Annotated in this window: 13 protein-coding genes; 4 read left to right on the top strand and 9 right to left on the bottom strand. The window is 69.5% G+C overall.

Translation table 11 applies throughout. From position 1 onward, the window contains the following. Positions 1–4: 4 nt before the first annotated feature. Positions 5–7,765, bottom strand: coding sequence for a non-ribosomal peptide synthetase (locus NLX86_RS19495; RefSeq protein ID WP_302061521.1), 7,761 nt, complete (start codon positions 7,763–7,765; stop codon positions 5–7). Positions 7,766–8,000: 235 nt separating this feature from the next. Here NLX86_RS19495 and NLX86_RS19490 point away from each other — a divergent pair, with 235 nt between their 5' ends. Further along, positions 8,001–10,409: an excinuclease ABC subunit UvrA gene (locus NLX86_RS19490; protein ID WP_254373010.1), complete on the top strand. Its 2,409-nt coding sequence runs from the start codon at positions 8,001–8,003 to the stop codon at positions 10,407–10,409. 119 nt (positions 10,410–10,528) lie between these two features. On the opposite strand, the gene NLX86_RS19485 is transcribed toward NLX86_RS19490, so the two are convergent. Genes NLX86_RS19485 through NLX86_RS19470 form a run of 4 tightly spaced genes read right to left on the bottom strand, consistent with a single transcriptional unit; the run spans position 10,529 to position 14,054 of the window. Continuing rightward, entirely contained in the window at positions 10,529–10,864 is a 336-nt protein-coding gene (locus NLX86_RS19485; RefSeq protein WP_254373009.1) for an antibiotic biosynthesis monooxygenase, read from the bottom strand. Further along, positions 10,855–12,240 carry an NAD(P)/FAD-dependent oxidoreductase gene (locus tag NLX86_RS19480; RefSeq protein WP_254373008.1) on the bottom strand — a complete coding sequence of 462 codons (1,386 nt, stop codon included), beginning with the start codon at positions 12,238–12,240 and terminating at the stop codon, positions 10,855–10,857. The genes NLX86_RS19485 and NLX86_RS19480 overlap by 10 nt, the downstream gene beginning before the upstream one ends. Next, entirely contained in the window at positions 12,221–13,303 is a 1,083-nt protein-coding gene (locus tag NLX86_RS19475) for an isocitrate/isopropylmalate dehydrogenase family protein (protein WP_254373007.1), read from the bottom strand. Before NLX86_RS19475 ends, NLX86_RS19480 begins: the two co-directional genes overlap by 20 nt. 13 nt (positions 13,304–13,316) lie before the next feature. Next, complete coding sequence (locus NLX86_RS19470) at positions 13,317–14,054, bottom strand: thioesterase II family protein (protein WP_254373006.1); 738 nt, start codon at positions 14,052–14,054, stop codon at positions 13,317–13,319. 148 nt (positions 14,055–14,202) lie between these two features. On the opposite strand from NLX86_RS19470, the gene NLX86_RS19465 reads away from it, so the two are divergent. Continuing rightward, complete coding sequence (locus NLX86_RS19465) at positions 14,203–15,405, top strand: cytochrome P450 (protein WP_254373005.1); 1,203 nt, start codon at positions 14,203–14,205, stop codon at positions 15,403–15,405. A gap of 15 nt (positions 15,406–15,420) precedes the next feature. Further along, positions 15,421–17,034: a (2,3-dihydroxybenzoyl)adenylate synthase gene (locus NLX86_RS19460; protein WP_254373004.1), complete on the top strand. Its 1,614-nt coding sequence runs from the start codon at positions 15,421–15,423 to the stop codon at positions 17,032–17,034. 95 nt (positions 17,035–17,129) lie between these two features. Here NLX86_RS19460 and NLX86_RS19455 read toward each other — a convergent pair whose 3' ends face one another. Further along, positions 17,130–17,873 (bottom strand): tryptophan 2,3-dioxygenase, encoded by a 744-nt coding sequence (locus tag NLX86_RS19455; RefSeq protein WP_254373003.1) that lies wholly within the window; start codon positions 17,871–17,873, stop codon positions 17,130–17,132. Between the two features lie 217 nt (positions 17,874–18,090). Between NLX86_RS19455 and NLX86_RS19450 the strand changes: the two genes are divergently transcribed. Then, a complete protein-coding gene (locus NLX86_RS19450) occupies positions 18,091–19,920 on the top strand; it encodes a non-ribosomal peptide synthetase (RefSeq protein ID WP_254373002.1) in 1,830 nt (609 codons plus the stop codon). 297 nt (positions 19,921–20,217) lie between these two features. Here NLX86_RS19450 and NLX86_RS19445 read toward each other — a convergent pair whose 3' ends face one another. The 3 genes from NLX86_RS19445 to NLX86_RS19435 form a co-directional block, all read right to left on the bottom strand. Further along, positions 20,218–21,156: an FAD-dependent oxidoreductase gene (locus NLX86_RS19445; protein WP_254373001.1), complete on the bottom strand. Its 939-nt coding sequence runs from the start codon at positions 21,154–21,156 to the stop codon at positions 20,218–20,220. A gap of 156 nt (positions 21,157–21,312) precedes the next feature. Further along, complete coding sequence (locus NLX86_RS19440) at positions 21,313–22,695, bottom strand: DoxX family protein (protein WP_254373000.1); 1,383 nt, start codon at positions 22,693–22,695, stop codon at positions 21,313–21,315. Positions 22,696–22,762: 67 nt separating this feature from the next. Next, complete coding sequence (locus NLX86_RS19435; protein WP_254372999.1) at positions 22,763–23,479, bottom strand: class I SAM-dependent methyltransferase; 717 nt, start codon at positions 23,477–23,479, stop codon at positions 22,763–22,765. Positions 23,480–23,647: the final 168 nt, after the last annotated feature.

The raw sequence follows: 23,647 nt of genomic DNA, 5'->3' as shown, positions 1-23,647 counted from the left end.
GTTTCTACCTTTCGCTCATTCTGCGCAGCGGCTTTCTAGAAGAGGCCGACATCTCATTCCAGCGGCTGGTCAGCTCGGCGACGGTGGGGGCGGTGAACAGGGTCCGGATCGGGATCTCCACGCCCAATTCCGACCGTACCCGCGCCACCAGTCGGGTGGCCAGCAGAGAATGCCCGCCCAGGGCGAAGAAGTCGTCGTCGATACCGACTTGATCCGCTCCCAGAACCTCGGCGAACAGCCGGCACAGCGTCGCCTCCTGAGGCGACCGGGGAGCCCGGTACTCGTCTCCGCCGAGCTCCGGCTGCGGCAACGCGAAACGATCCAGCTTCCCGTTCGGCGTCAACGGCAATTCCGCGAGCACCACGAACGCCGCCGGAATCATGTACGCCGGTAGCCGCTCCCCCATGAACTCCCGCAGCTGCTCCACCGACGGCATCTCGCCCTCGGTCTCCGGCACCACATACGCCACCAGTCGCCGATCGCCGGGCTGGTCTTCGCGGGCGATGACGGTGACGCGGCGGATGGCCGGATGACGGGTCAGGGTGTGCTCGATCTCGGCGGGTTCGATGCGGAACCCCCGCAACTTGATCTGGTGATCGCTGCGCCCGAGGTACTCCACCTCACCCGTGTCGGTCCAGCGGGCGAGATCTCCGCTGCGGTACATCCGCGCGCCCGCCGGACCGAACGGATCGGCCACGAACCGCTCGGCGGTCAACCCCGGCTGGCCGTGATAGCCGCGGGCCAGGCCGTGCCCGGCGATCCAGAGATCACCGGTCACACCGGGAGGCACGGGGTGCAGCGTGCGGTCGAGGATGAGGATCCGGGTGTTGGCGACGGGACCACCGATGGAGGGAGGCATGCCGGCGGTGCCGGGCACGAGGTGGGCGGCGGTGGCGTAGATGGTGGCTTCGGTGGGGCCGTAGAGGTTGGTGACCTCGGCGGCGTGTTTGCACAGGGTGTCGGCCAGCGACATGGGCAGGACCTCACCGCTGGTGATCACTCGCAGCCCGGTCAGACAGGCCGGGACATGGGTGGCCAGCGTCTGCCAGAGCGCGGGGGTGGCCTGCATGACGGTGACGCCGGCCTGTTCGACGAGGTCGAGCAGCGCCGAGGGCTGGGTGATGTCGTCCTTGCCGGCCAGCACCACCCGGGCGCCGGCCAGCAGGGGCAGGAACAGTTCCAGCGCGGCGATGTCGAACGCGACGGTGGCGACTGCCAGCAGCCGGTCGTCCGGCGACAAGGAGAACCGATCCTGCATGCCTGTCAGCAGGCTGAGCAGGGACCCGTGCTGGATGACCACGCCCTTGGGCTTTCCGGTGGAGCCGGAGGTGTAGATGGTGTAGGCGGCGTGGTCGAAGGCGACCGCGGTCCGAGGGTCGTGGGCGGGGTGGGCGGACAGGTCCACCTCGGCCAGTCGCCGCGGGTCCAGCATCAGCACCGGTGAGCTGTCCTCGACGACGGCCCGCACCCGGGCGGACGGATAGTCCGGGTCCACCGGCACATAGGCACCACCGGTCTTCCACACCGCCAGCAACGCCACGACCAGGTCGAGGGAGCGAGGCAGCAGCACCACCACCCGCGACTCCGGCCGCACGCCCTGCCCGATCAGCCAGTGCGCCAGTCGGTTGGCCCGCTCGTTCAGCTCCCGGTAGGTCAGCCGGCGACCGTCGAACTCGACGGCAACCACGTCCGGCGTCGCCGCCGCCTGCTCGGCGAACAGCTCGGGAACGGTCCGTTCGGGCAGCGCGGCCGCAGTGTCGTTCCAGCCGTGCAGCACCCGCTCCCGCTCCACGTCGGACAGCACGTCGATCGCACCGACGGTGGTCTCCGGGTCGGCGGCGAACTGCCGCAGCACCCGGATCAGCCGATCGGCGATCACCTCCACCGCGGCTTGCTCGAAGGCGTCTCGCCGGTACTGGAAGGAGATCCGCAGCAGCGGATCGGCCGTCGCGATCACGGTCAGCGGGTAGTGCGGTGGGGCGTACGGGCGGATGCCGGTCACCGCCAGGTTCGCCGACGCGCTCGCCGCCGAGAGGCCGGCGCGATCGACGGGGAACGACTCGAACACCACGAGCGTGTCGAACAGAGCGCTCAGCCCGGTCGACCGCTGGACGTCGGCGAGCCCGAGGTGGTGATGGTCCAGCAGCCTCGCCTGGGCGTCCTGCAGCCGCCCCAGCAATTGCGGGAGGCCGTCGGTCGGCGTGCACCGCACACGCACCGGCACCGTGTTGATGAACAGGCCGATCATCGTGTCCACACCCGGCAGTTCGGACGGCCGGCCGGCGACCGTGGCGCCGAACAGCACGTCCTCGCGGCCGGTCAGCTCGGCGAGCACGACGGCCCACGCGCCCTGTACCAGGGTGTTGGGGGTGACGCCCCACTCGGCGGCCCGCCTCGCCAGCCTGGTGGCGTCCTCGCCGGTCAGCGCCGCGTCAACCTGCCCGCTGCCGCTGCCGGCCGAGCGTGCCGTGGGCGCCAGGAGGGTCGGCTCCACCACGCCGGCCAGCTCCGCGGCCCACGCCTGTGCCGACTGTGCCGCATCCTGCCGTGACAGCCACCGCAGGAAGTCCCGGTAGCCGTGGGGGCGCGGCGGGTCGGCGTCGTGGCCGCCCGTCGCGTACAGGTCCATCAGTTCCCGCTCGATCAGCGGCACTGACCAGCCGTCGAGCAGCACGTGATGGGCGGTGAGGGCGAGTTCGGCCCGTTCCGGTCCCAGCGTGACGAGGGTGAGCCGGAGCAGTGGTGGGCTGTCGGGACGGAAGCGGGCGTCCCGCTCCTCGGCGAGGACCTCTTCGAGCCGCGCCTCGGCCTCGGGCTCGCCGGTGAGATCCACGTGCCGCCAGGGCAGCGGGAGATCGTCCACCACGATCTGCACGGGCTCACCGGTGGCGCTCGACAGGGACGCCACCCTAAGGTTCGGGTGCCGGTCGAGCAGCGCCTGGCCCGCGGCACGCAGGCGCGCCACGTCCACCGGGCCGCTGAGCCGGAACACGAACTGCGTCTGGTAGGCCTCGGAGGCCGTGTCCGCGACCATCGTGTGGAACAGCAGGCCGGCCTGCAGCGGTGTGAGCGGCCACACGTCGCCCACCTGCCCGAAACGCCGCTGCCAGGCGTCCAGTTCGGCCTGACCGACGTTCACCAGCGTCACGTCGGACGGGGTCAGTCCCCTCGCGCCGGTCGTCACCAGGGTGTGCAGGCCGCGCAGGGCGGCGCCCCAGGTGTCGGCCAGGTCGCGGACCTCGTCGGCGGTCAGCACGCCGGTGGCGAAGGTGAACAGGGCGGTGAGCCGCGCGCCGTCCCCGGTGTCGGTCACCAGGGAGTTGAGCTCCAGTGCGCAGGACGCCGGCATGTCGGGGTCGGGGGCCGCGACGAGCTCGGCGCATTCCGGCGCCGGTGTCCATCCGGCACCGTGCCTCGGCTCATGGCCCGTGAAGGAGAAGCGGCCCAGGAAGTTGAATCCGATCTCGTCCGCCGAGTACCGGCGCAGCACCGCCGCGGTCTCGTCGTTGAGGTAGCGCAGCAGGGTGTAGCCGATGCCCTGGTCGGGCAGTTCACGGCGCTGCTCCTTCACGCGCTTGAAGGCGTCGCCGGCGGCCGCTCCCCCGGCGATCGCCTCGTCGACGTCGATTCCGGAGATGTCGAACCGGACGGGGTGGACGGTGGTGAACCAGCCGGCCGTGCGGGACAGGTCCGCGCCCGGGACGAGTTCGTCCTGCCGGCCGTGCCCTTCCAGGCGTACGACCGTGGCGCCGTCGGTCATGCCCCGCCGCTGCCGGGCCAGCGCCAGGACGAGGGCCGTGAGCAGCACGTCGTCGGCGCCGCCGCGGTACGCCGCCGGCACCGAGGTCAGCACGGCGTCGGTGAGGTCGGCCGGGAGCTGTATGCGCACGGTCTCGGTCGTCGCGGTGAGGTCCCGCCTCGGATCGAGCGGCCGGGACCCGATCGCGGCGACGGGGGCGGCGAGCATGTCGCGCCACAGCGACACCTCCGCCGCCCGCTCGGGCCGTGTCGCCTCGTCGGCCAGGGCGCGCAGCCACCGGCGCAGGGACGTCCCCACCTCGGGCAGCGCCGGCGCCTCGCCGGTCCGGAGCTGCCGCCATGCCTCGGCCAGGTCGGGGAGCAGCACCCGCCACGACATTCCGTCGACGACCAGATGGTGCGCCGCGATCAGCAGCCTGCCGGGGCCGCCTGTCGCCGGCTCGAACCAGACCAGCCGGAGCATGCGGCCGGCCGAGGCTTCGATGTGGCGTACCGCCTCGGCCGCCTCGGCGCGCAGCAGCGTCTGCCACGACTCGCCGTTCCAGTCTCCCGGGCAGCCGACCCGCTTGACGAGCTCGGCGGCGTCGAGCGAGCCGGGCGGGTGCACCAGCAGGCCGTCGTCCGTCAGTCGTGAGCGCAGCACGTCGTGCCGGTCGAGGACGGCGCGCACCGTCGCGGTGAGGCCGTCGAGGTCGATGTCGGACGGCAGTTCCAGCACCAGCCACTGGGCGAGCCGGTCCAGTCCGGGGCCGCGCTCGACGTGGAGTCGTGCCATCGGCGGCAGCGGCAACAGGCCGACGCCACCGCCGTCGAGTTCGGCGAGTGCCGACGGTGCGGTGTCGCGGGTCGCGGCCGCGGCCAGCGCGGCGACGGTGCGGCACTCGAACACGGTGCGCGGGCTGAGCGCGAGGCCGCCGGTGCGGGCGCGGGCCACCACCTGTATCGCCCGGATGCTGTCGCCGCCGAGCGTGAAGAAGTCGTCGTCCACCCCGATCCGGCTCAACCCGAGCACCTCGGCGAACGCGGTAGCCAGGATGCGCTCTTCGCCGGTCCGGGGCGGCCGGTGGGCCCGGCCGGCGAACTCCGGCTCGGGCAGCACGGCCCGGTCCAGCTTGCCGTTCGCGGTCAGCGGCAGCCGGTCCAGCGCGACGAAGGAGGCGGGTACCAGGTGGGCGGGCAGCCGGGCCGCGACGAAGCCCCGCAGCTCGGCGATGTCCAGCCCGGCGTGGAGGTCCCAGTCCGCGCCGGCCTTGCCGATGCTGCCGGAGGTCGACGGCACGACGTAGGCGACGAGTTGTACGGCCCCGTCGGCGCCGCGGCCGGGCCGGGCGATGACCGCTGCCTGGACCACCCCGGGGTGCGCGGCCAGCGTCGCCTCGATCTCCTGGGGCTCGACCCGGAAGCCACGGATCTTCGCCTGGTGATCGGCGCGTCCCGCGAACTCCAGCTCGCCGTCGGCGTTCCAGCGCGCCAGGTCGCCCGTCCGGTACATGCGCCGCCCGGCCGGGCCGAACGGGCAGGCGACGAAGCGTTCCGCGGTCTGGGCCGAGCGGTCGTGGTAGCCCCGGGCGAGTCCGGCGCCCGCGATGTACAGGTCGCCGAACACTCCGGGCGGGACCAGCCGAAGCCGACTGTCGAGCACGTACAGCGCGGTGTTCCAGATCGGTGTGCCGATCGGTATGGTGCTCGCCCCTGGCCGGTACTGCCACGCGGTGACGTCCACCGCCGCCTCGGTCGGCCCGTACAGGTTGTGCAGGGGCACGCCGAGCACCTCGTGGAACCGCGCGGCGAGTTCGGCGGGCAGCGCCTCGCCGCTGCAGATGACGCGGCGCAGGCCGGTGCAGGCGCCCGCCGCCTCGTCGTTGACGAACTCGGCGAGCATCGACGGGACGAAGTGCAGCGTCGTGACCCCGGCCCGCTGGATCAGCTCGGCGAGGTAGGCCGGGTCGCGGTGCCCGTCCGGCCGCGCCATCACGAGGGTGGCGCCGGTGATCAGCGGCCAGAAGATCTCCCAGACCGAGACGTCGAAGGAGGCCGAGGTCTTCTGCAGGACCCGGTCGGAGCCGTCCAGCCCGTAGCGGTCCTGCATCCACAGCAGCCGGTTGACTATAGCGGCGTGGGTGATGACGGTGCCCTTGGGCCGTCCGGTCGATCCCGACGTGTAGATCATGTACGCCGGATGCTCGACGGAGTGCGGGGCGACCACGGCGGGCCCGTCGGTCAGCGGGGCCTCGTCGACCGTGATCCGGGCGATGTCCGTCCGGGGCAGTCGGTCCGCGGTGCCCTTGACCGTCAGGAGCAGCGCCGGCCTCGCGTCGGCGAGCATGAACTCCACTCGGGCGGCGGGATAGTCCGGGTCGACGGGCACGTAGGCGGCGCCCGCCTTGAGTACCGCGACCAGTGCGACGACCAGCTCCAGGGAGCGGGGAATCGCGACCGCGACGAATCGTTCGGGCCCCACTCCTTCCTGGATCAGCATGCGGGCCAGCCGACCGGACCGGTCGGCCAGCTCCCGGTACGTCAGACAGGTGTCCTCGAAGGTCACCGCGATCGCGTCCGGGGTGGAGTCGGCCTGCCGGTCGAGCAGTTCCGTCAATGTCGCAGCCGGCGGGGTGACCGTCGGTCCGGCGTACTCGGTGAGCAGCGTGTGGTGTTCCGCGGCGCTGAGTACGCAGACGTCCCCGACCGGGGCGCGCGGGTCGGCCAGGGCCGTTCGTACGAACGTCACGAACCTGTCGGCGAGTCCGGCGATGTCCTGGTCGTCGTACACCGACCGCGGGGCGTCGAAGCGGACGAACAGGTCGCTGTCGGCCCCGCCGTCGGTGTAGACGCAGACCATGATCTCGTCGACCACGCCGAAGGTGCCGCCGGCGAAGCGCGCCACGCCGCCCGCGAGGTCGAGCTCCTCGACGAAGGGAATCACGTTGACGACGGCGCCGAACGGGCTGCGCGCATCGCCGGCATGGCCTGTTTCCCGTTTGATCAGGGAGATATCGTGTCGGGCGTGCCGCAGCACGCGTCGCCGTTCCTGGCCGAGCGCCTCGGCCAGTTCCACGAAGTCGGCCGCGGGCGGCACCTCAACCAGGAGCGGCAGACGGTTCGAGAGCAGGCCGAGCGATCGCCGCAGGGCACCGATGCGGTGGTTGACGGTGATGGTCAGCAGCGGCCTGGGCAGACCGCACATGTGTCGCAGGAACGCGGTGGCCGCCGAGGCGATCAGGTCCGGCACGCCGGTCTCCACCGCTTCGGCGGTGCGCCCCCAGGCGGCTAGTTCGGCGGCCGGGATCGTCGCGGTGCGGGTGGTCATCCCCTGCTGCTCGGTGAGTCCGTCCCAGTACCCGGCCTCGGTGGCGGGGCCGTCGGCGGCCGGACGGACACCGGTGGGAAGCCGCGCGGCGGTCGGCTCGTCGGCGACGTAGTCCCGCCAGAACCGCTGGGCGTCGGCGAACCGTTCGGATGCCCGGTACGCGGCGTCCTTCTCCGACGCGTCGCCCGGTGAGTTCGCGGGACCCTCAGGTACGGCGGAACCCGAGTGCAGCGCACGGTAGATGGCCGCGATCCGCTGGGACAGCAGCGTGAGGACACCGAACGCGTCGGTGAGGATGTGGTGGAAGACGAGAACCACGAGGTGGCGGGTGCCGCTCAGCCGGATCGAGCCGATCCGGAAGAGCGCGTCCTCGCCCAGGTCGAACGGCCGGCGCACGAGCTCGGCCACGATGGCGCGTGCCGCATCGGCGGGGTCATCGGCGTCGCTCACGTCGATGTGGAACGGCTCCCACGCTTCAGGCTTCCGGGCAACCAGCCGCAGCCCGTCCTCGCCCCGGCGGAAGTTCACCGTCAGCGTCTCGGCCTCGGCCACGGCTGTCCCCAGTGCCGCAGTCAGCAGGAAGACGTCCAGGTCACCTTCGACGTCCCACAAGGTCGCCACATTGTTCGGTATGTCCGGAGCAAGCTCCTGCGCGAGCCACATGGCCTCCTGCGCAGACGTAACGCCGGTACAACCCATCCAGACTTCCCCCCAGCAAACGTGGTAACCAGGTCAACGGCCACTCGTCGTGCTCGATGGTCGTCGCGGCTCTGGGGGTGATCAACCAGCGTGAAAGATGTTGGCCAGAGATTGAAACAGAATGAGCCAGAGATCGAAACATGGCCGGACGGACGGCGTGCGGCTGGTTAGCTCGAACCGGGCCACGCCGACGCCGGATGGCGAAAGCCCGCCACGTCTAAAGGATGGAGACCCGATGAGCATCGCGACGGGGACGGACCCGCAGTCGCCCGCGCTGCACGCTGCCGACAGCCACGATCTGATCCGCGTGCACGGCGCACGCGAGAACAACCTCAAGAACGTCCATGTCGAGATCCCCAAGCGCCGGCTGACGGTGTTCACCGGTGTCTCCGGCTCGGGCAAGAGCTCGCTGGTGTTCGACACGATCGCCGCGGAGTCGCAGCGGCTGATCAACGAGACCTACAGCGCCTTCATTCAGGGCTTCATGCCGACGCTGGCGCGCCCCGAGGTCGACGTCCTCGACGGGCTGACGACCGCGATCATCGTCGACCAGCAGCCGATGGGCACCAGTCCCCGCTCCACGGTCGGCACCGCCACCGACGCGGGCGCGTTGCTGCGCATCCTGTTCAGCCGGCTCGCCAAGCCGTACATCGGCTCGCAAAAGGCGTTCGCCTTCAACGTCGCCTCGGCCGAGGCGACGGGCACCCTGGTGGTGAACGGGAAGAAGATAGAGAAGGGCTTCAGCGTCGTCGGCGGCATGTGTCTGCGCTGCGAGGGCATGGGCACCGTCTCCGACATCGATCCCACCCAGCTCTACGACGACTCCAAGTCGCTCGCCGACGGCGCGATCACCATTCCGGGCTGGAAGGCGGACGGCTGGGTGGTGCAGTCGTTCACCGAGTCCGGTTTCCTCGACCCGCACAAGCCGATCCGCGACTACACCGGCGAAGAGCTGCACGACTTCCTGCACCGGGACCCGGTCAAGGTCAAGGTGAAGGGGATCAACACCACCTACGAGGGCCTGCTCGCGCGGGTCCAGAAGTCGTTCCTGTCCAAGGACAAGGAGACGTTGCAGCCGCACATCCGTGCTTTCGTGGACCGGGCAGTGACGTTCTCCGTCTGTCCCGCGTGCCACGGCACCCGGCTCAGCGAAACCGCCCGGTCCTCGAAGATCAAGGGGATCAGCATCGCCGACGCCTGCGCGATGCAGATCAGCGACCTGGCCGCATGGATCCGCGCTCTCGACGAGCCGTCGGTCGTGACGCTGCTGACGGTGCTTGGCGAGACCCTCGACTCGTTCGTCGAGATCGGGCTGGGCTATCTCTCGCTCGACCGGTCGTCGGGCACGCTCTCGGGCGGTGAGGCGCAGCGCACCAAGATGATTCGCCACCTCGGTTCCGCGCTCACCGACGTCACCTATGTCTTCGACGAGCCCACCATCGGCCTGCATCCGCACGACATCCAGCGCATGAACGACCTGCTGCTGCGGCTGCGGGACAAGGGCAACACCGTTCTGGTGGTGGAGCACAAGCCGGAGACGATCGTGATCGCCGACCACGTGGTCGACCTCGGGCCGATGGCCGGTGCGGCCGGCGGCGAGGTGGTCTTCGAGGGCACGGTCGAGGGGCTGCGGGCCGGCGGCACGCTCACCGGACGGCACCTGGACGACCGGGCCTCGGTGAAGCCGTCGGTGCGCAAGCCGTCCGACGTGCTGGAGGTGCGCGGCGCGGACACCCACAACCTGCGCGACGTCGACGTAGACATCCCGCTGGGCGTGCTCACCGTGGTCACCGGGGTCGCCGGCTCCGGCAAGAGTTCACTGATCCACGGTTCAGTGGCCGGGTGGGATGGCGTGGTGACGGTGGACCAGGGACCCATCAAGGGTTCCCGGCGCAGCAACCCGGCGACCTACACCGGACTGCTCGACCCGATCCGCAAGGCGTTCGCGAAGGCCAACGGTGTGAAGCCGGCGCTGTTCAGCGCCAACTCCGAGGGCGCCTGCCCCACCTGCAAGGGCGCCGGCGTCATCTACACCGACCTGGCGATCATGGCCGGCGTCGCCACCCCCTGCGAGGAGTGCGAGGGGAAGCGGTTCCAGGCGTCGGTGCTGGAGTACCGCCTCGGTGGCCGTGACATCAGCGAGGTGTTCGCGATGTCGGTGATCGAGGCCGAGGAGTTCTTCCGCAGCGGTGAGGCGCGCACTTCCCCAAGCTCTTCGAGCAGGGGATACCCCGTGGCCGCGCACGCCGTCCTCGGCCGGCTCGCCGACGTGGGACTCGGCTACCTCAGCCTCGGCCAGCCGCTCACCACCCTGTCCGGCGGCGAGCGGCAACGCCTCAAGCTGGCCACCAACATGGCCGGGACGGGCAGCGTCTACATCCTCGACGAGCCAACCAGCGGCCTGCACCTCGCCGACGTCGAGCAGTTGCTCGGCCTGCTCGACCGGCTCGTGGACTCCGGCAAGTCGGTCATCGTCGTCGAGCACCACCAGGCGGTCATGGCGCACGCCGACTGGATCATCGACCTCGGCCCCGGCGCCGGTCACGACGGCGGCAAGGTCGTTTTCGAGGGCACCCCCGCCGACCTCGTCGCCGCCCGCTCCACCCTCACCGGCGAGCACCTTGCGGACTACGTCGGCGCCTGAGACCAGGCCCCCACGCGGCGCAGCGCCTGAGCGACCTCGCTCAGGCGCTGCGCCGCGTGCGCGACCGGATCGACCGGACCGGATCGGCCGGGTGTCCTCGCGTGGTCTGCGCGGGCGTCCTACTGCGACGCGTCCGACGGCGTCGCCTCGGTGGCGAGATGACTGGAGCTGCGGATCACCTCGGCCACCTGCAACTCGTAGGAGGAGTACCACCGTTCCCGGCCCAGCTCCTGCGCCACCTGGTGCTCGGGGTCGGCCCGCCACTTGTCCAGGGTTTCGGCGTTGCGCCACATGACGACCGCGAGGCGCTCACCGTCCTCTCCCGTGTAGTGCTTGACCTCCACCAGGTCGTCGCCGGCGATGGCGCGGACCCGCTCCCGCATCACATCCTCCATGGCGTAGTAGTCCTCGCCTGCCTGCTCGGAGAGGCGCGACTTGAACAGGATCACGAACATCCGGAGTCCTCCAGGGTGACGGTGTCGGTGTCGACGGGCATGCAGGCGCGAAGCCGGCTGTCGGACGCCGAGACGAGCTCCGTGCCGTACCGGCGGAGCAGGCTCTCCACGAGGCGGTCGAGGTTCTGATCGTTCCTCAGCACCGAGGCGTAGCTCTCCTCGGTGAAGGCGCATTGCTCGTACAGGGGCACGAACCGATCGGGGAAGAGGTCGCCGAGACGCCTGCGCAGGAGTCCCTCGGCGTGGGAGGTGTCGTCCTGCGGCGGGTTGGCCATGGTGTAGTAGTGCTGGTAAGAGAGGTACGAGATCGCGCTGGCGTCCTCGATCCGTGACTTCTCGTAGGCGGCCAGCGCCGCCGTCCAGTCCTCGGCCTGGTCGAGGCAGTCGACGAGCGTACGGGCGTCCTCGAAGCCGCAGTTCATGCCGTGCCCCATGAACGGGGCCATCGCGTGGCACGAGTCCCCGAGCAGCGCGAACGTGTCCCGCCAGACCCATCGGTCGCAGTTGACGAGCGAGATGGTGGAGACGGACTTGGTGGCGAGCTGTTCGGCCAGGTCCGGGATGACGGCCGTCGGTTCGGGGAAGCGGGCGGCGAACACCTCCGACAGGTCCTGGCCACCGGCCACCGTGGCGAAGGAGGGCGTCGGCCCGTCGAGGCGCATGAACAGGGAGCCGGCGAACTCTCCGGACGGCATGGGGAACGCGGCGAACAGCGCGTCACCGGTCGGCCAGTAGTGCATGGTCCTGCGGTCGAGCCAGCCGCCCGGCACCTGGATCTCCTGATAGGCCAGCTCCAGATTCCGCACCTGAGCCCGCACGTTGCGGGCGACCAGGGCGTCACGGGCCGTGGAATGGGCGCCGTCGCAGCCGAGGACGCGGCGGCACGCCAGCCGGTGCCGACCGCCCTGGTCCTCCACGAGCACAGCCGGCTCCTCCAGGTCCACGGCGTGCACCTGCTGCTCGAAGCGTATGCGTACGCCGGGAGTCGCCTCGGCGGCGTCCAGCAGGAGGTGATGCAGCCGCTCACGCTCCACCGACCAGATCGGCTGCCCGTCCCGGCTGTACGGGGTGACGTGGGAACTGCCGTCGGGCAGGTGCGCGCAGCGTCCGTGCAGGGGGACGCTGATCTCCCGCACCGCCTGCTCGAGTCCCAGGTCCGACAGGACGCGCCAGCCGCGCGCGGACAGCATCACCGTGATGGACCGTCCGCTCCGGCCGGCACCACGCCGCGGGTCCGCCCGCTTCTCCAGCATCGTGACCGGACCGGACCGGGGGGCGAGATACATGGCCGCGACCGCGCCCACCAGGCCGGCCCCGACGATGACGATCTCAGGATCCCCGTCGGCGCGAGACCCGTCATTCCCCTGCATGTGCATGGCTGTTCCCTCGTCTGGCACTCGTTCCGCAGGGCTGTCGAAGTTCCGCCAGGACCGCGGCGCCCGCCTCCTTCGTACTCAGGGACCCGCCGAGGTCGCGGGTGACTCTCCCGGCCTCGACGGTGGCCCCGACCGCCCGGCGGACGGCCTCGGCCTCGCCGGTATGGCCCAGGTGCTCGATCAGCAGGGCCGCGGAGAGAATGGCACCGAGGGGATTGGCGACTCCGGTCCCCGCGATGTCGGGCGCACTGCCGTGCACCGGCTCGAAAAGACCCTGTCGGGTGGTGGCGTTGAGATTGGCCGACGCCGCCACGCCGATGCCGCCTGCGAGGGCGGCGGTGAGATCGCTCAGGATGTCGCCGTAGGAATTGTTCGTGACGATGACGTCGAAGGCGGTCGGGTCGGTCGCCAGGTTCATCGCGGCGGTGTCCACGTAGCGATGGGACGTCTCGAACCCCGGGTGCCGTTCGACAGCCTCCTGCCAGCAGCGCTGCCACAACTGCCCGCCGTTGCGGACGGCGTTGGCCTTGTCCACCAGGCACACCGACCGTCGTGCCACGGAGAAGGCGAAATCCATGATGCGCGACACCCCGTGATAGGTGCTGAGGTCCACGTCGACGGCGATCTCCTGCGGGGACCCCGTGCGGGTGCTGCCCCCCACACCGCTGTAGAGCCCTTCGGTGTTCTCCCGGACGATCACACAGTCGATCGCGCGCCGGGTCTTGTCGCGCAGCGGGCTGAGTCTGTCGTGCCACAGCCGCGCGGGCCGGTAGTTGGCGTAGAGGTCGAGCTCGACGCGCAGGGTGGACAGGACGCTCCGTACGTAGCCGGTGTCGCTCAGCCGGGGGTCCCCGACCGCGCCGAGCAGTGTCGCCCGGCTGCTCCGGATCCGTTCGAGATCGGCCTCGGTCAGGGCGTCCCCGGTCCGCAGGTACGTTTCCGCGTTCACGTGGTCGAGGACGTCCGCCTGCACACCGAGGGCGAGCGCCTCAAGAATGTCCAGCGCCGGTTCGACGACTTCCGGGCCGATGCCGTCACCGGGAATCACGGTGATCCTGTTCACAGCGGCACCCCCTTCATCGGCGCACGACGTCCGCGACGAGTTCCGCGGCGTCGGTGGTCACATGGAAGTGCCCTCCCGGCCGCACGCGCAGGGTGAAGTCACCGGACGTGACACCCGCCCACGCCTTCAGCCGCGGCTCGTCCACCAGTGGGTCGCCCTCACCGTGGTAACAGCTCACCGGGCAGGACAGCGGCCGGGCCCCGGGGTCGGGGCGGTAGTTCTCATGGGCCGTCAGGTCCGAGCGCAGCGTCGGCAGCAGGAGTTCGCGCAGCTCGGCGTGCTCGGCGATACCGGGTTCGATGCCGCCCAGCTCGCACAGCGTCGCCCAGAACTCGTCGTCGGGTGCCAGGTGAAGGCGTCCGCCGCCGCACAGACCGGGCGCGGACGTGGCGGACGCGCAGAGCCTGCGCGGCTCCTTGCCCGCGTCCCGCAGGACCAGGGCGGTCTCGTAGGCCACCAGCGCGCCCAGGCTGTGCCCGAAGAGCACGCAGTCGGCCGGGGGGAGCCGCAGCAGTTCCGCCGCGGCCTGGCCTGCCATCGCGGGCAGATCGTCCATGCACGGCTCCCCGAACCTGTCACCGCGGCCGGGGTACTGGACGGCCAACAGCTCCACGCCGGGCGGCATGGCGGTGGCCCACGCGCCGAAGGCCGTCGCCGAACCCCCGGAATGCGGGAAGCACACCACACGAAGGTCGGGATGTTCGACGGCGGTCAGAGACCGCACCCAGCCCCGTTCCCGTATCCGGCTCATTCTGCTCCCCTCCCGTCGGCCGTTGCCTCGCCCGGCCCATGGTTTCCGAGCCACGCCGAGTCCCGGGATCATCGCGAAAGATTTCAGCAAGACACCGGCGGCGCCGCGTGGCTGGGCCACGACGATGCTAGGGAAAGGGGGATCCCGGATGACTCCGTCGCTCGATCTCACAGACCCGGCGACCTTCGTCAGGAACGACCCGTACGAATTCTGGCACCGGGTACGCGGGGAGAGCCCCGTGTACTGGCACCCGTCCCCAGGGGGGCAGCCCGGATTCTGGGTCGTGGCGGGGTACGACGATGTTCTCTCCTGCCACGGCAACTGGAAACAGCTGAGCTCCGCCCGCGGCAACGTCCTCGACGTCCTGCTGCGCGGCGGCGACTCGGCGGGCGGGAAGATGCTCGCCGTCACCGACCGGCCCAGGCACCAGCATCTGCGCAACCTGATGCTCCGCGCCTTCTCCCCCCGGGTGCTGGGCGCGGTGGCGAAGAGGGTCGAGGAGCGCGCGGCGGACCTCGTGGGTCAGGTCACCGAGCTCGGCTCGTTCGACTTCGCCTCGGAGGTCGCCGAGCACATCCCGATGAACACCATCTGCGACCTGCTGTCCATCCCCGGCCGGGACCGCAAGCAACTGCTCCTGTGGAGCAAGGCGGCCTTGGCGTCCGAGGATCCGGAGGGCGCCGAACTCGACGCGGTCGAGGCGCGCAACGAGATCGTGCTCTATCTGATGGAGCTCGCGTTCGAGCGCCGGTCGAACCCGGGGGACGACGTGATCAGCATGATCGCCGGCGCCGAGGTCGACGGGCGCCCGCTCACCCCGGAAGAGGTCGCCCTCAACTGCTACAGCCTGGTCCTGGGCGGGGACGAGTCGTCGCGGATGACCGCGATCAGTACGGTCCTCGCCTTCACCCGGTACCCCGACCAGTGGCGTGGGCTGCGCGAGGGAACGATCGACCTGGACACCGCGGTGGAGGAGCTGCTGCGGTGGTCGACACCGAGCATGCACTTCGGGCGCACGGCGCTGTGCGACTTCTCCCTCGGCGGACAGCAGCTCCGCGCCGGTGACATCGTCACGTTCTGGACCACCTCGGCGAACAACGACGAGACGGTCTTCGCCGACCCGCGGACCCTCGACCTGTCCCGCCGTCCCAACAAGCACCTCACCTTCGGCCACGGTCCGCACTTCTGCGTCGGTGCCGCCCTGGGCCGGGCCGAGCTGCGCGCGCTGCTGCGGTCCCTCGTCATGTCCGTGGAGGAGATCGAGCTCGACGGGGTGCCGGAGCGCATCTACTCCAACTTCCTCTACGGCTACAGCTCGCTCCCCGTCGTCTTCCATCCGCGATCCGCCTAGAAAGGGAACACCCTTATGCTCGACGGTTTCGTGCCCTGGCCCGACCACCTCGCGGCGGACTACCGCCGGACCGGAATCTGGATCGGCCGGCCGATCGGTGACCTGCTGCACGAGTCCTGCCGGCGGCATGCCGACCGCGTGGCCGTGGTCTGCGACGGGCGCCGGATGACCTACGCGGAGCTGTCCCAACGGGCCGACCGGCTGGCGGGCGGCCTGATCGAACTGGGGATCAGGCCCCTCGACCGGGTGGTCGTACACCTGCCCAACATCCCCGAGTTCGTTATCCTGGTCTTCGCCCTGCTGCGGGCCGGAGCCATCCCGGTGCTCGCGCTGCCCGGGCACCGCAAGAACGAGATAGCCCATCTGTGCGCCCACTCCGGTGCGGTGGCCTACGTGGTGAAGGACGAGTTCGGCGGATTCGACTACCGCCGGCTGGCGCGGGAGATCCCCTCGGTGCCGCACGTGCTTGTCAGCGGCGACGCCCAGGAGTTCACCTCATTGGAGTCACTGGTCCGCGGGGGCGTCGCCATGCCCCGCGTGGACCCGTCCGATCCGGCGCTGTTCCTGCTGTCCGGGGGCACCACCGGACTGCCGAAGCTGATTCCCCGGACCCATGACGACTACGTCTACGTCATGCGGGCCACGGCGGAGGCCATGGGCGTCGGCCCGGAGGTGGCCTACCTCGCCGTCAATCCGGTCGCGCACCAGGCGGCGCTCGCCTGTCCGGGTGTGCTCGGGAGTCTCCTGCTGGGCGGCAAGGCCGTCCTGACGTCGAGCGTGCGGCCCGACGAGGTGTTCCCGCTGATCCTTCGCGAGGGCGTCACCGTGACCACGCTGGTGCCCGCCGTACTGCGGTTGTGGGCCGACTCCGGACGGGAGCCCGGTGAACTGTCCCGACTGCTCATTCAGGTCGGCAGCGCCCCGCTCGACCCGGCACTCGCGAGTCGGGCGCGTCGGGCCCTCGGGTGCCGGATTCAGCGGTGGTACGGCATCAGCGAGGGCCTGCTCACCCACACCAGGCTCGACGATCCGGACGACGTGGCCGTGGACACGGACGGACGGCCCATGTCGCCGTACGACGAGGTCCTGGTCGTCGACGAGTCCGGGAATCCCGTGCCCGAGGGAGAGCCCGGGGAGATGCTGGCGCGGGGTCCGTACACCATTCGCGGGTACTACCGGGCTCCCGAGGAGAACGACCGTGCGTTCACGCCGGACGGATTCTTCCGGACGGGCGATCTCGTCCGGCGCGGCCCGGACGGCAACATCGAGATCGTCGGAAGGATCAAGGAGATCATCAACCGCGCGGGGGAAAAGGTGTCGGCGGAAGAGGTGGAGCGGCAGCTGCGCACCCATCCGGCAGTCCAGGACGCGGCCGTGGTCGGCGTGGCGGACACCGTACTCGGCGAGCGGACGTACGCATTCGTCGTCGTGACCGAGGCGGATGTCCGGACGTCCGCGATCAAGGAGTTCCTCCGCGGGTGCGGCCTGGCCACGTTCAAGATCCCTGACCGGCTGGTCCCGGTCGCCCAGTTGCCGCGCACCGCGATGGGCAAGGTGGACAAGAAGGCCCTGCGCGCGCTCGCCGGCGGGCCGGCGGCACCGGCCGCCTCCCCGGCCGGCCGGCCCTGAGCCGCCCGGGCCCTCGCCCGCGCCATGGAACAGGCCCAGGGACCGTGCTGACACACGGATCCCCGGGCCTGTCAGTTCTCGCCCCCCGGTTTCTCTCACACAGCTTTCCGCATGTTCCACAGAACGGGGAAAGAAGGGGTGAATATTGCTCGGCGCAGAAACTCCGCGCCGCTCGTGCCGCCCGTACCGACCCTGTCGCCGATGACACGCTGGACGAGAACGACATGGCGGTACTTCCATTCCTGAAAGGCCTGGTCGAGATCCACCAGCGCCTGGCAGATCTGTTCCTCCACGCCGTCGTCGGCGTGGACCTCTCGCAATGCGGAGGGCAGGTCGTCGGGTGAGTACCCCTGGGCCGAGAGGTAGGCGAGGAAAGCATCGAAAAGGCGGGGCTCGGCGGCCCTCGCCTCGATGCGCGCCCGGTCCGGGCTGCCCTCGGGAAAGAGGGCGGCCGCCGTCTTGTCACGCCGTCCGAGCACGATCTCGATCTCACGGAACTGCGCCGAATAGAAGCCGCTTCCGCCCAGCTGTGCCCGGAACGTATCGAACTGTTCGGAGGTCAAGGTCTCCAGGACGTTGATCTGCACCGTCAGCGACTTGATGATCACCCGAGCCCGCCGCAGCGTCCGCAGGGCGGGGCCGCTGTCTGCCTTGCGCAGGGGCACCTGGAGGGAGTCCAGCTCGTGGAGCAACTCCTTGAACCACAGCTCGTGCGACTGGTGCACGACGATGAAGAGCAACTCGTTGGGCTGCTCCGTGGTCGGCCGTTGAATGTCGAGCAGCGGGCCGAGGGCCAAGTAATCGCAATAGGCGTAGTAGCCGGAGTGGGCGTTGTTCATGACGATGCATGCCTCCGAGCGCCGGGCATTAATGGCCCATTGATAACACGGCAAAACAGGCCACAGGGCATATCTTTCACCTCTCATTCAGGATGCATACGGTTGTTGTGCGTGCCTGCTCTCTGTCTCATGATGGAGACCCTTGACCACACGGGATCCCATCCTGGGCATACCGGCGAGAATCCACGCGCCCGGGAGAAACGGAGGACCAGGCCTCATGAATTCCGGCTCCGACCAGCACCGGATAGCGCAAGGACGCCCACTACTGAACGAACCCGGAAGCGGCGAAGCGAAGCACACGGTTCCACATCTCTTCGAGAGGGTCGCCGCCCGAGCGGGGGACGACACCGCGGTCCTGTTCGAGGGCAAGGCCGTCAGCTATGCCGAGCTGAACTCCGCGGCCAACCGGCTCGCCAGAAGCCTGATCTCCCGTGGCGTGGGGCCCGACTCGGTGGTCGCCGTCTCCGTGCCCAAGTCCGCCGATCTGATCACGGTGCTCCTTGCCGTGCTGAAGGCGGGCGGCGCCTACCTCACGCTCGATCCCGCGTATCCGGCGGAGCGGCTGGCGCACATGGTGGCCGACGCGCAGCCGGTGCTGCTGATCCGGGCGTCGGAGCACACGGAACTCGCGCTGCCGAGCCAGGGCGTACCGGAGCTGGTCCTCGACGACCCCCGGTTCCGTGGGGACTGCGAGGCGCAGCCCGACCACGACGTGTCCGACCGCGAGCGCCGTGCCGAGCTGCGCCCCGAGCATCTGATGTACGTCGTCTACACCTCGGGGTCGACCGGCCGGCCCAAGGGTGTCGCGGTGCCGCACAGCGGCGTCGTCGGCCTGGTGGCGAGCCAGGCCGAGCAGATCGGGGCGGGCCCGGGTGACCGCGTTCTGCAGTGGGCGTCCATCAGCTTCGACGCCGCCTTCTGGGACATCTCGCTGGCCCTGCTGTCCGGTGCGGCCCTGGTGATGGCGTCGGCCGAGGCTCTGTTGCCCGGCCGGCCGCTGCGGGACACGATGGTCGAGAACCAGGTGACGCACGCCACGCTGCCCCCGGTGGCGCTCAGCGTCACCGAGGCGGACGGCGTACTGCCCGGCGGGACGCTCGTGTCCACCGGTGACGCCGTCTCCCCTTCCCTCGTGCGGACCTGGGCCGAGGGCAGGTCGATGTTTAACGGCTACGGTCCCACCGAGGTCACGGTCGGCATCTCCATGGGTAGGATCACCGGACCGGACGACATCGGCATCGGCCGACCGTTCCCGGGCAGCAGCGTGCAGGTCCTCGACGAGCGGCTGGCAGCAGCCGGCCACGAGGACGAGGGCGAGCTCTACCTCGCCGGGCCGGGCCTGGCGCGCGGGTATCTGAACCAGCCAGGACTGAGCGCCGCGCGGTTCGTGGCCAACCCCGCCGGTCCACCGGGCAGCCGGATGTACCGCTCGGGCGACCTGGGCTGGCGCCGTGCGGACGGGGAGCTGTTCTTCGCGGGCCGGGTGGACAACCAGGTGAAGCTCCGCGGCTTCCGCATCGAGCTGGGGGAGATCGAGACCCGGTTGGCCGAGCATCCCGCCGTCGACCTCGCCTGTGCCGTGGTGGAGGGTGATGTCGCGACGGCCCGGGTCGTGGCCTACGTGACCGCGTCGGCGGGTGCGGACCTCACCGGCGCGGGGCTGCGGTCTTACCTGGCAAGGTCGTTGCCGGAGCACATGGTGCCGTACACCGTCGTCGTCCTCGACCGCTTTCCCGTCACCCCCAACGGCAAGGTGGACCGCGCGGCCCTCAGCGCGGCTGACGCCCGCCCGCCCGTGCCGGAACCGGAGACCACCCGTGACACGGACCTGTGTGGCCTCGTTCAGCGGATCCTCGGGGTCCCGGAGGCGCGGCCCGAGGACAACTTCTTCGACCTCGGAGGTCATTCGGTCCTGGCCACCATGCTGGCCCGGCGAATCCGCAGTGAGTTCGGCGTCGTGATCCCGATGCGGACGATCTTCCAGGCCGCCACGCTCGCGGATCTGGCCGGCATCGTGCAGGCGGCCAAGGAGCCGGAGAGCGCCTGAGGAATCCCACACGTGCACGTGCCGCCGCACCCGCTCAGGGCGCGGCGGCACCCGTCACTCAGATGCCTCGGAAGATCTCCATCCGGGCGCCCACCGAGTTGAGGCGTTCCGCAGGACCGGCGTGAAGAACGGGACGTCGAGCTGTCGGTTTCAGGTGACAGAAGCTCGACTGTCCAGCGGTCCTTCGCTGCCACAGACCCGGAGACCCCACGCACCGAAAACCCGACGTGAGTCGTCATCGGCGTGGAGTCACCCACGTTCCGGCGCTGAAGCGGCGGGGTAGAGCCACAGTCCGGTTCAGAGGTTGACGGCGCCCAGAATCGCCGACATGTGGATGGCATCGGCGGCTGTGGCACCCGTCGCAGCCGATGCAGTGATCGACTGCTTCCATCGGCTGGTCAGGTCTCCGGCTGCGTACAGGCCCGGGACGTTTGTGCATTGAGTGGCATCGACGGTTACGAAGCCCCCGTCGCCGACAGTCAATTTCAGCTCGTCGATCGCTCGGGCGACAACAGGTTGTTGCCGCTGCTGCGGCGTCCACACCAGCGTATCCCGCTCCAGGATGCGGCCGTCGTCGAATTCGACTGCGTACAGCGATCCTTGACGGTGATGCAGGCGGCGGATCGTGCCCGCGATGACGTCACCTCCCGCACGGCGCGCAGCTGTGCGAGCGCTGTCGACGCCAGGCATCGACTCGCGGCAGATGGCGATCGCATCGGCGCTCCACGCACGGAATGCCACAGCCGACAGCGCGGCAAGTTCCGCGCTGTCGACGACAATGCCCCAGCGCCGGTCGACATTCTCGTCGCCAAGGCAGAACGGGCAGTGGATCACGGTGTGGCCCCAGCAGTCCGAAAACCCGTCCACTTGTGTCGGACAGATATCGATGACACCCGTGGCAAGCAGGACGGTCGAAGCCTCGAAGGTGTCGCCGTTGTCGAGACCGACACGAAATCGGTCACTGCCCGTGGTGCGCACGCTTTCGACATCGGCTTCCAGAAGCTCTACGGTCCCGTACCGGGAGAGTTCCTGCCAAGCGCGCGACCGGAATTCGGCGGGAGAGACGCCGTCCATCCCGACATGCCCGTGGACGCCTGTCGACGCGCTGTTCCGCGGTGCGTGGTGACTGTCCGCGACGACCACTCGGTGGCGGTACCTGGCCAGGGCGAGCGCCGCCGTGAGCCCGGCAGGGCCGGCCCCTACGATGACGGTTTCGGCGTCGGTGTTCGAAGACATGGGTCGGTACCTTCCGTCAGGCGATGTCAGCGAGATCCGCCGCATGAACGATCTGGCCGGCGACAGAGGCGGGTGCCGGGACGCCGTCCGAACCAGCCGAGCGCCTCTCAACGCAACGGGCTCTATCGCCACCGATCAGGGACCCGCCCGAATCCGCTACTGCATGTAGGCGTTTTTCTGCACCCAGTGGAAGCCGCGGCCGACGACAGGGAACGTGTCGAGATTCAGTCGGTGCAGTCGCAGCTGCAGCCGGTAGCCGTCGACTTCGCCGTCCAGGGTCAGTAGATCGTCTGCGGGACGCCGCAGCGTCAAAGTCGCCTTCCACTCCGGGTCGGTCATCTTGAGCAGGGTGATCGAATGGCCGTCCATGTCGATCGCCGCAGCATGGACGTCGAGCGAATCGTCCATGCGCTGGATGGTCACGACGTCGCCGGAGTCGAAAACGACCCGCTGCCATCGTTGTTTGTCAGTCGTCAGCGGTGGGTGTTGCTGACCGTCGATCGAGAATTCGTCCACGTCCCAGATGCCATACAGTGCAGGCTTTTCCCGTCCGCCGCCATGTTTCTTCCAGAACGCCCAGTCGATGTGGAGCTGCGTACGGAGCAGCCACAACCCCACGCCGACCTGCGCGGCCGCGGCAATCTGGTTCGCGCGGCGCGTGCGGAACAGTTCCGGCCGGGGCGACGGGTCGACTGTCCCATTCGACAGGAAGACTTTGGCGAGGCGCGCCGACTCCGGTGCCAGCAGCACAAGACTCAGCAAGAGCAGATGGAACGAATGGATCTTCACCGGGACGTCGAAGGTCATGTTCAGAATGAACACCTGAGTCAGCTCCGCGGCGCACAGCAGCGCACCCAGTGTCGCCGTCCTCGGCAGGATCAGCAGCAGTCCGCCAGCGATTTCCGCGCAGCCCAGCAGGATTTGGTACGCCTCCGAGGAGCCCGTCTGCGACCACAGCACACCCATCGGGCTGAAATTCCCGAACGGCTCGATGAGCCTGGACAGCGGCAGTTGGAACTGCAGCGGGATGGCCTTGACGGCACCGTAGGAGAACATCTGCCCCGCAAGACACATCCGAACCACCAACCGGAACGACGCGTCCAACGTCTCGTAGTTCGTCCGGCGCCGGTCCAGCACGGACCAGATCGGGGTGACCGCAGCGGCGCCCATCAGCCGGCAGAACTGCCCCACCCACGCGTACAGGTCGTCGCCGCCGTCGAAGCGCTCGCCCACTTCCTTGTCGAATACGTGAGCGGCCACCCAGTTCCGCACTGGACGTATCGACCAGAGTTTCGCCCACGAGTCGGCCGCCTCCTGCAGATGCCCCAGTCCGCCACCCCGCAGAGCCAGGAAGATCTGGGGCGTCGTCAGGCAGTAGAGCCCGGAGTAGACGGAGCTGAATCGGAAGGCGACCCGGGTGGCCGTACTCCAATGCGGCGAGTTGAGCCGGTTACCGGTCCGCAGGTTCGGTCGCCTGGTCGCCCGGTTGCCCGGTGAGGATGCCAGGGTCCGAAGCCATTTGCCTACTCGTACCTTCATGATTCATCACCTTCATCGCCGTTTACCTCCTCAACCACCACTCACAATCCGGTCGGTGGATCCTGGGTCAGGTGCGGCGGAATCGGCCGAGCCAGGCGGGCAGGTCGAGGGGTGCCGTTGCGGACGGGAGTATCGAGTGCATATGGGTGTCGGTGATGGACTCGACTGTCCAGCCGTCGGCGAAGCCGTTGCGCAAGCCGTCGGCGGAGTGTTTCGGGCCGCGCGGCGCCGAGGCATTGTCGGGAAGTTTCGCCGGTATCTGCTCGATCTCTTCGGCGAGCCGCGCCTGCAGCTCCTCGGCCCCGCGATCGCTGATCGCGAGCACATGCACGACCGCCCCCGGGCGGCAGACGCGGTGCAGCGCTTCCGCGTAGGTCCGTAGCTTGTCGGCGTCGAACGTGTGCGCAAGGCCGCAGTCGATCACGGTGTCGAAACGCCCGTCGTAGCCCGCGAGTTCGAGGGCGCTGGCGACCTCGAAGGTGGCGTCGAGTCCACGCTCCTTGGACTTGCGCTGCGCGATGGAAATCGCCGTCGGCGACAGGTCGAGCCCCGTCACCGCATAGCCCTTGCCAGCCAGATGGAGCGCGTCCTCGCCGGTACCGCAGCCCGGATCGAGCACCGCACCACTGATGAGTCCCGCTTCTTCGAGTGCGACGAAGGCGGGCTGCGGCTTACCGATGTCCCAGGGCGGACGCTTACCGAACGGGCTCTCGCCGCGGTAGACGGCGTCGAAGACATCGGTCAGCGCGTCGATTCCGTCGGGCCGGGAAGCAGGTTCATTCATGCTTCCATGATTGCGACGTCTTCGGTTCTGTTTTCGATCTCTTGCCAACTTCTGTCGCCTGGTTGGCCAACGAACGGCCACGGCTCAGGGGCACTAGGGCCTGTTGCGAAAGTGGATCTCGCCTGTGAAATGATCTTGTGTTGTGGCGCGTGCAGATCTGACGGACGA

The sequence above is a fragment of the Streptomyces sp. A3M-1-3 genome, from assembly GCF_024213665.1.
Lineage (GTDB): Bacteria > Actinomycetota > Actinomycetes > Streptomycetales > Streptomycetaceae > Streptomyces.
This window is presented reverse-complemented; position numbering and strand designations above follow the sequence as displayed.

Excerpts from the sequence above, each read along its gene's own strand:
- NLX86_RS19495 (WP_302061521.1), bottom strand. The coding sequence starts at position 7,765 with ATGGGTTGTACCGGCGTTACGTCTGCGCAGGAGGCCATGTGGCTCGCG.
- NLX86_RS19490 (WP_254373010.1), top strand. The coding sequence starts at position 8,001 with ATGAGCATCGCGACGGGGACGGACCCGCAGTCGCCCGCGCTGCACGCT.
- NLX86_RS19485 (WP_254373009.1), bottom strand. The coding sequence starts at position 10,864 with ATGTTCGTGATCCTGTTCAAGTCGCGCCTCTCCGAGCAGGCAGGCGAG.
- NLX86_RS19480 (WP_254373008.1), bottom strand. The coding sequence starts at position 12,240 with ATGCACATGCAGGGGAATGACGGGTCTCGCGCCGACGGGGATCCTGAG.
- NLX86_RS19470 (WP_254373006.1), bottom strand. The coding sequence starts at position 14,054 with ATGAGCCGGATACGGGAACGGGGCTGGGTGCGGTCTCTGACCGCCGTC.
- NLX86_RS19465 (WP_254373005.1), top strand. The coding sequence starts at position 14,203 with ATGACTCCGTCGCTCGATCTCACAGACCCGGCGACCTTCGTCAGGAAC.
- NLX86_RS19460 (WP_254373004.1), top strand. The coding sequence starts at position 15,421 with ATGCTCGACGGTTTCGTGCCCTGGCCCGACCACCTCGCGGCGGACTAC.
- NLX86_RS19455 (WP_254373003.1), bottom strand. The coding sequence starts at position 17,873 with ATGAACAACGCCCACTCCGGCTACTACGCCTATTGCGATTACTTGGCC.
- NLX86_RS19450 (WP_254373002.1), top strand. The coding sequence starts at position 18,091 with ATGAATTCCGGCTCCGACCAGCACCGGATAGCGCAAGGACGCCCACTA.
- NLX86_RS19445 (WP_254373001.1), bottom strand. The coding sequence starts at position 21,156 with ATGTCTTCGAACACCGACGCCGAAACCGTCATCGTAGGGGCCGGCCCT.
- NLX86_RS19440 (WP_254373000.1), bottom strand. The coding sequence starts at position 22,695 with ATGAAGGTACGAGTAGGCAAATGGCTTCGGACCCTGGCATCCTCACCG.
- NLX86_RS19435 (WP_254372999.1), bottom strand. The coding sequence starts at position 23,479 with ATGAATGAACCTGCTTCCCGGCCCGACGGAATCGACGCGCTGACCGAT.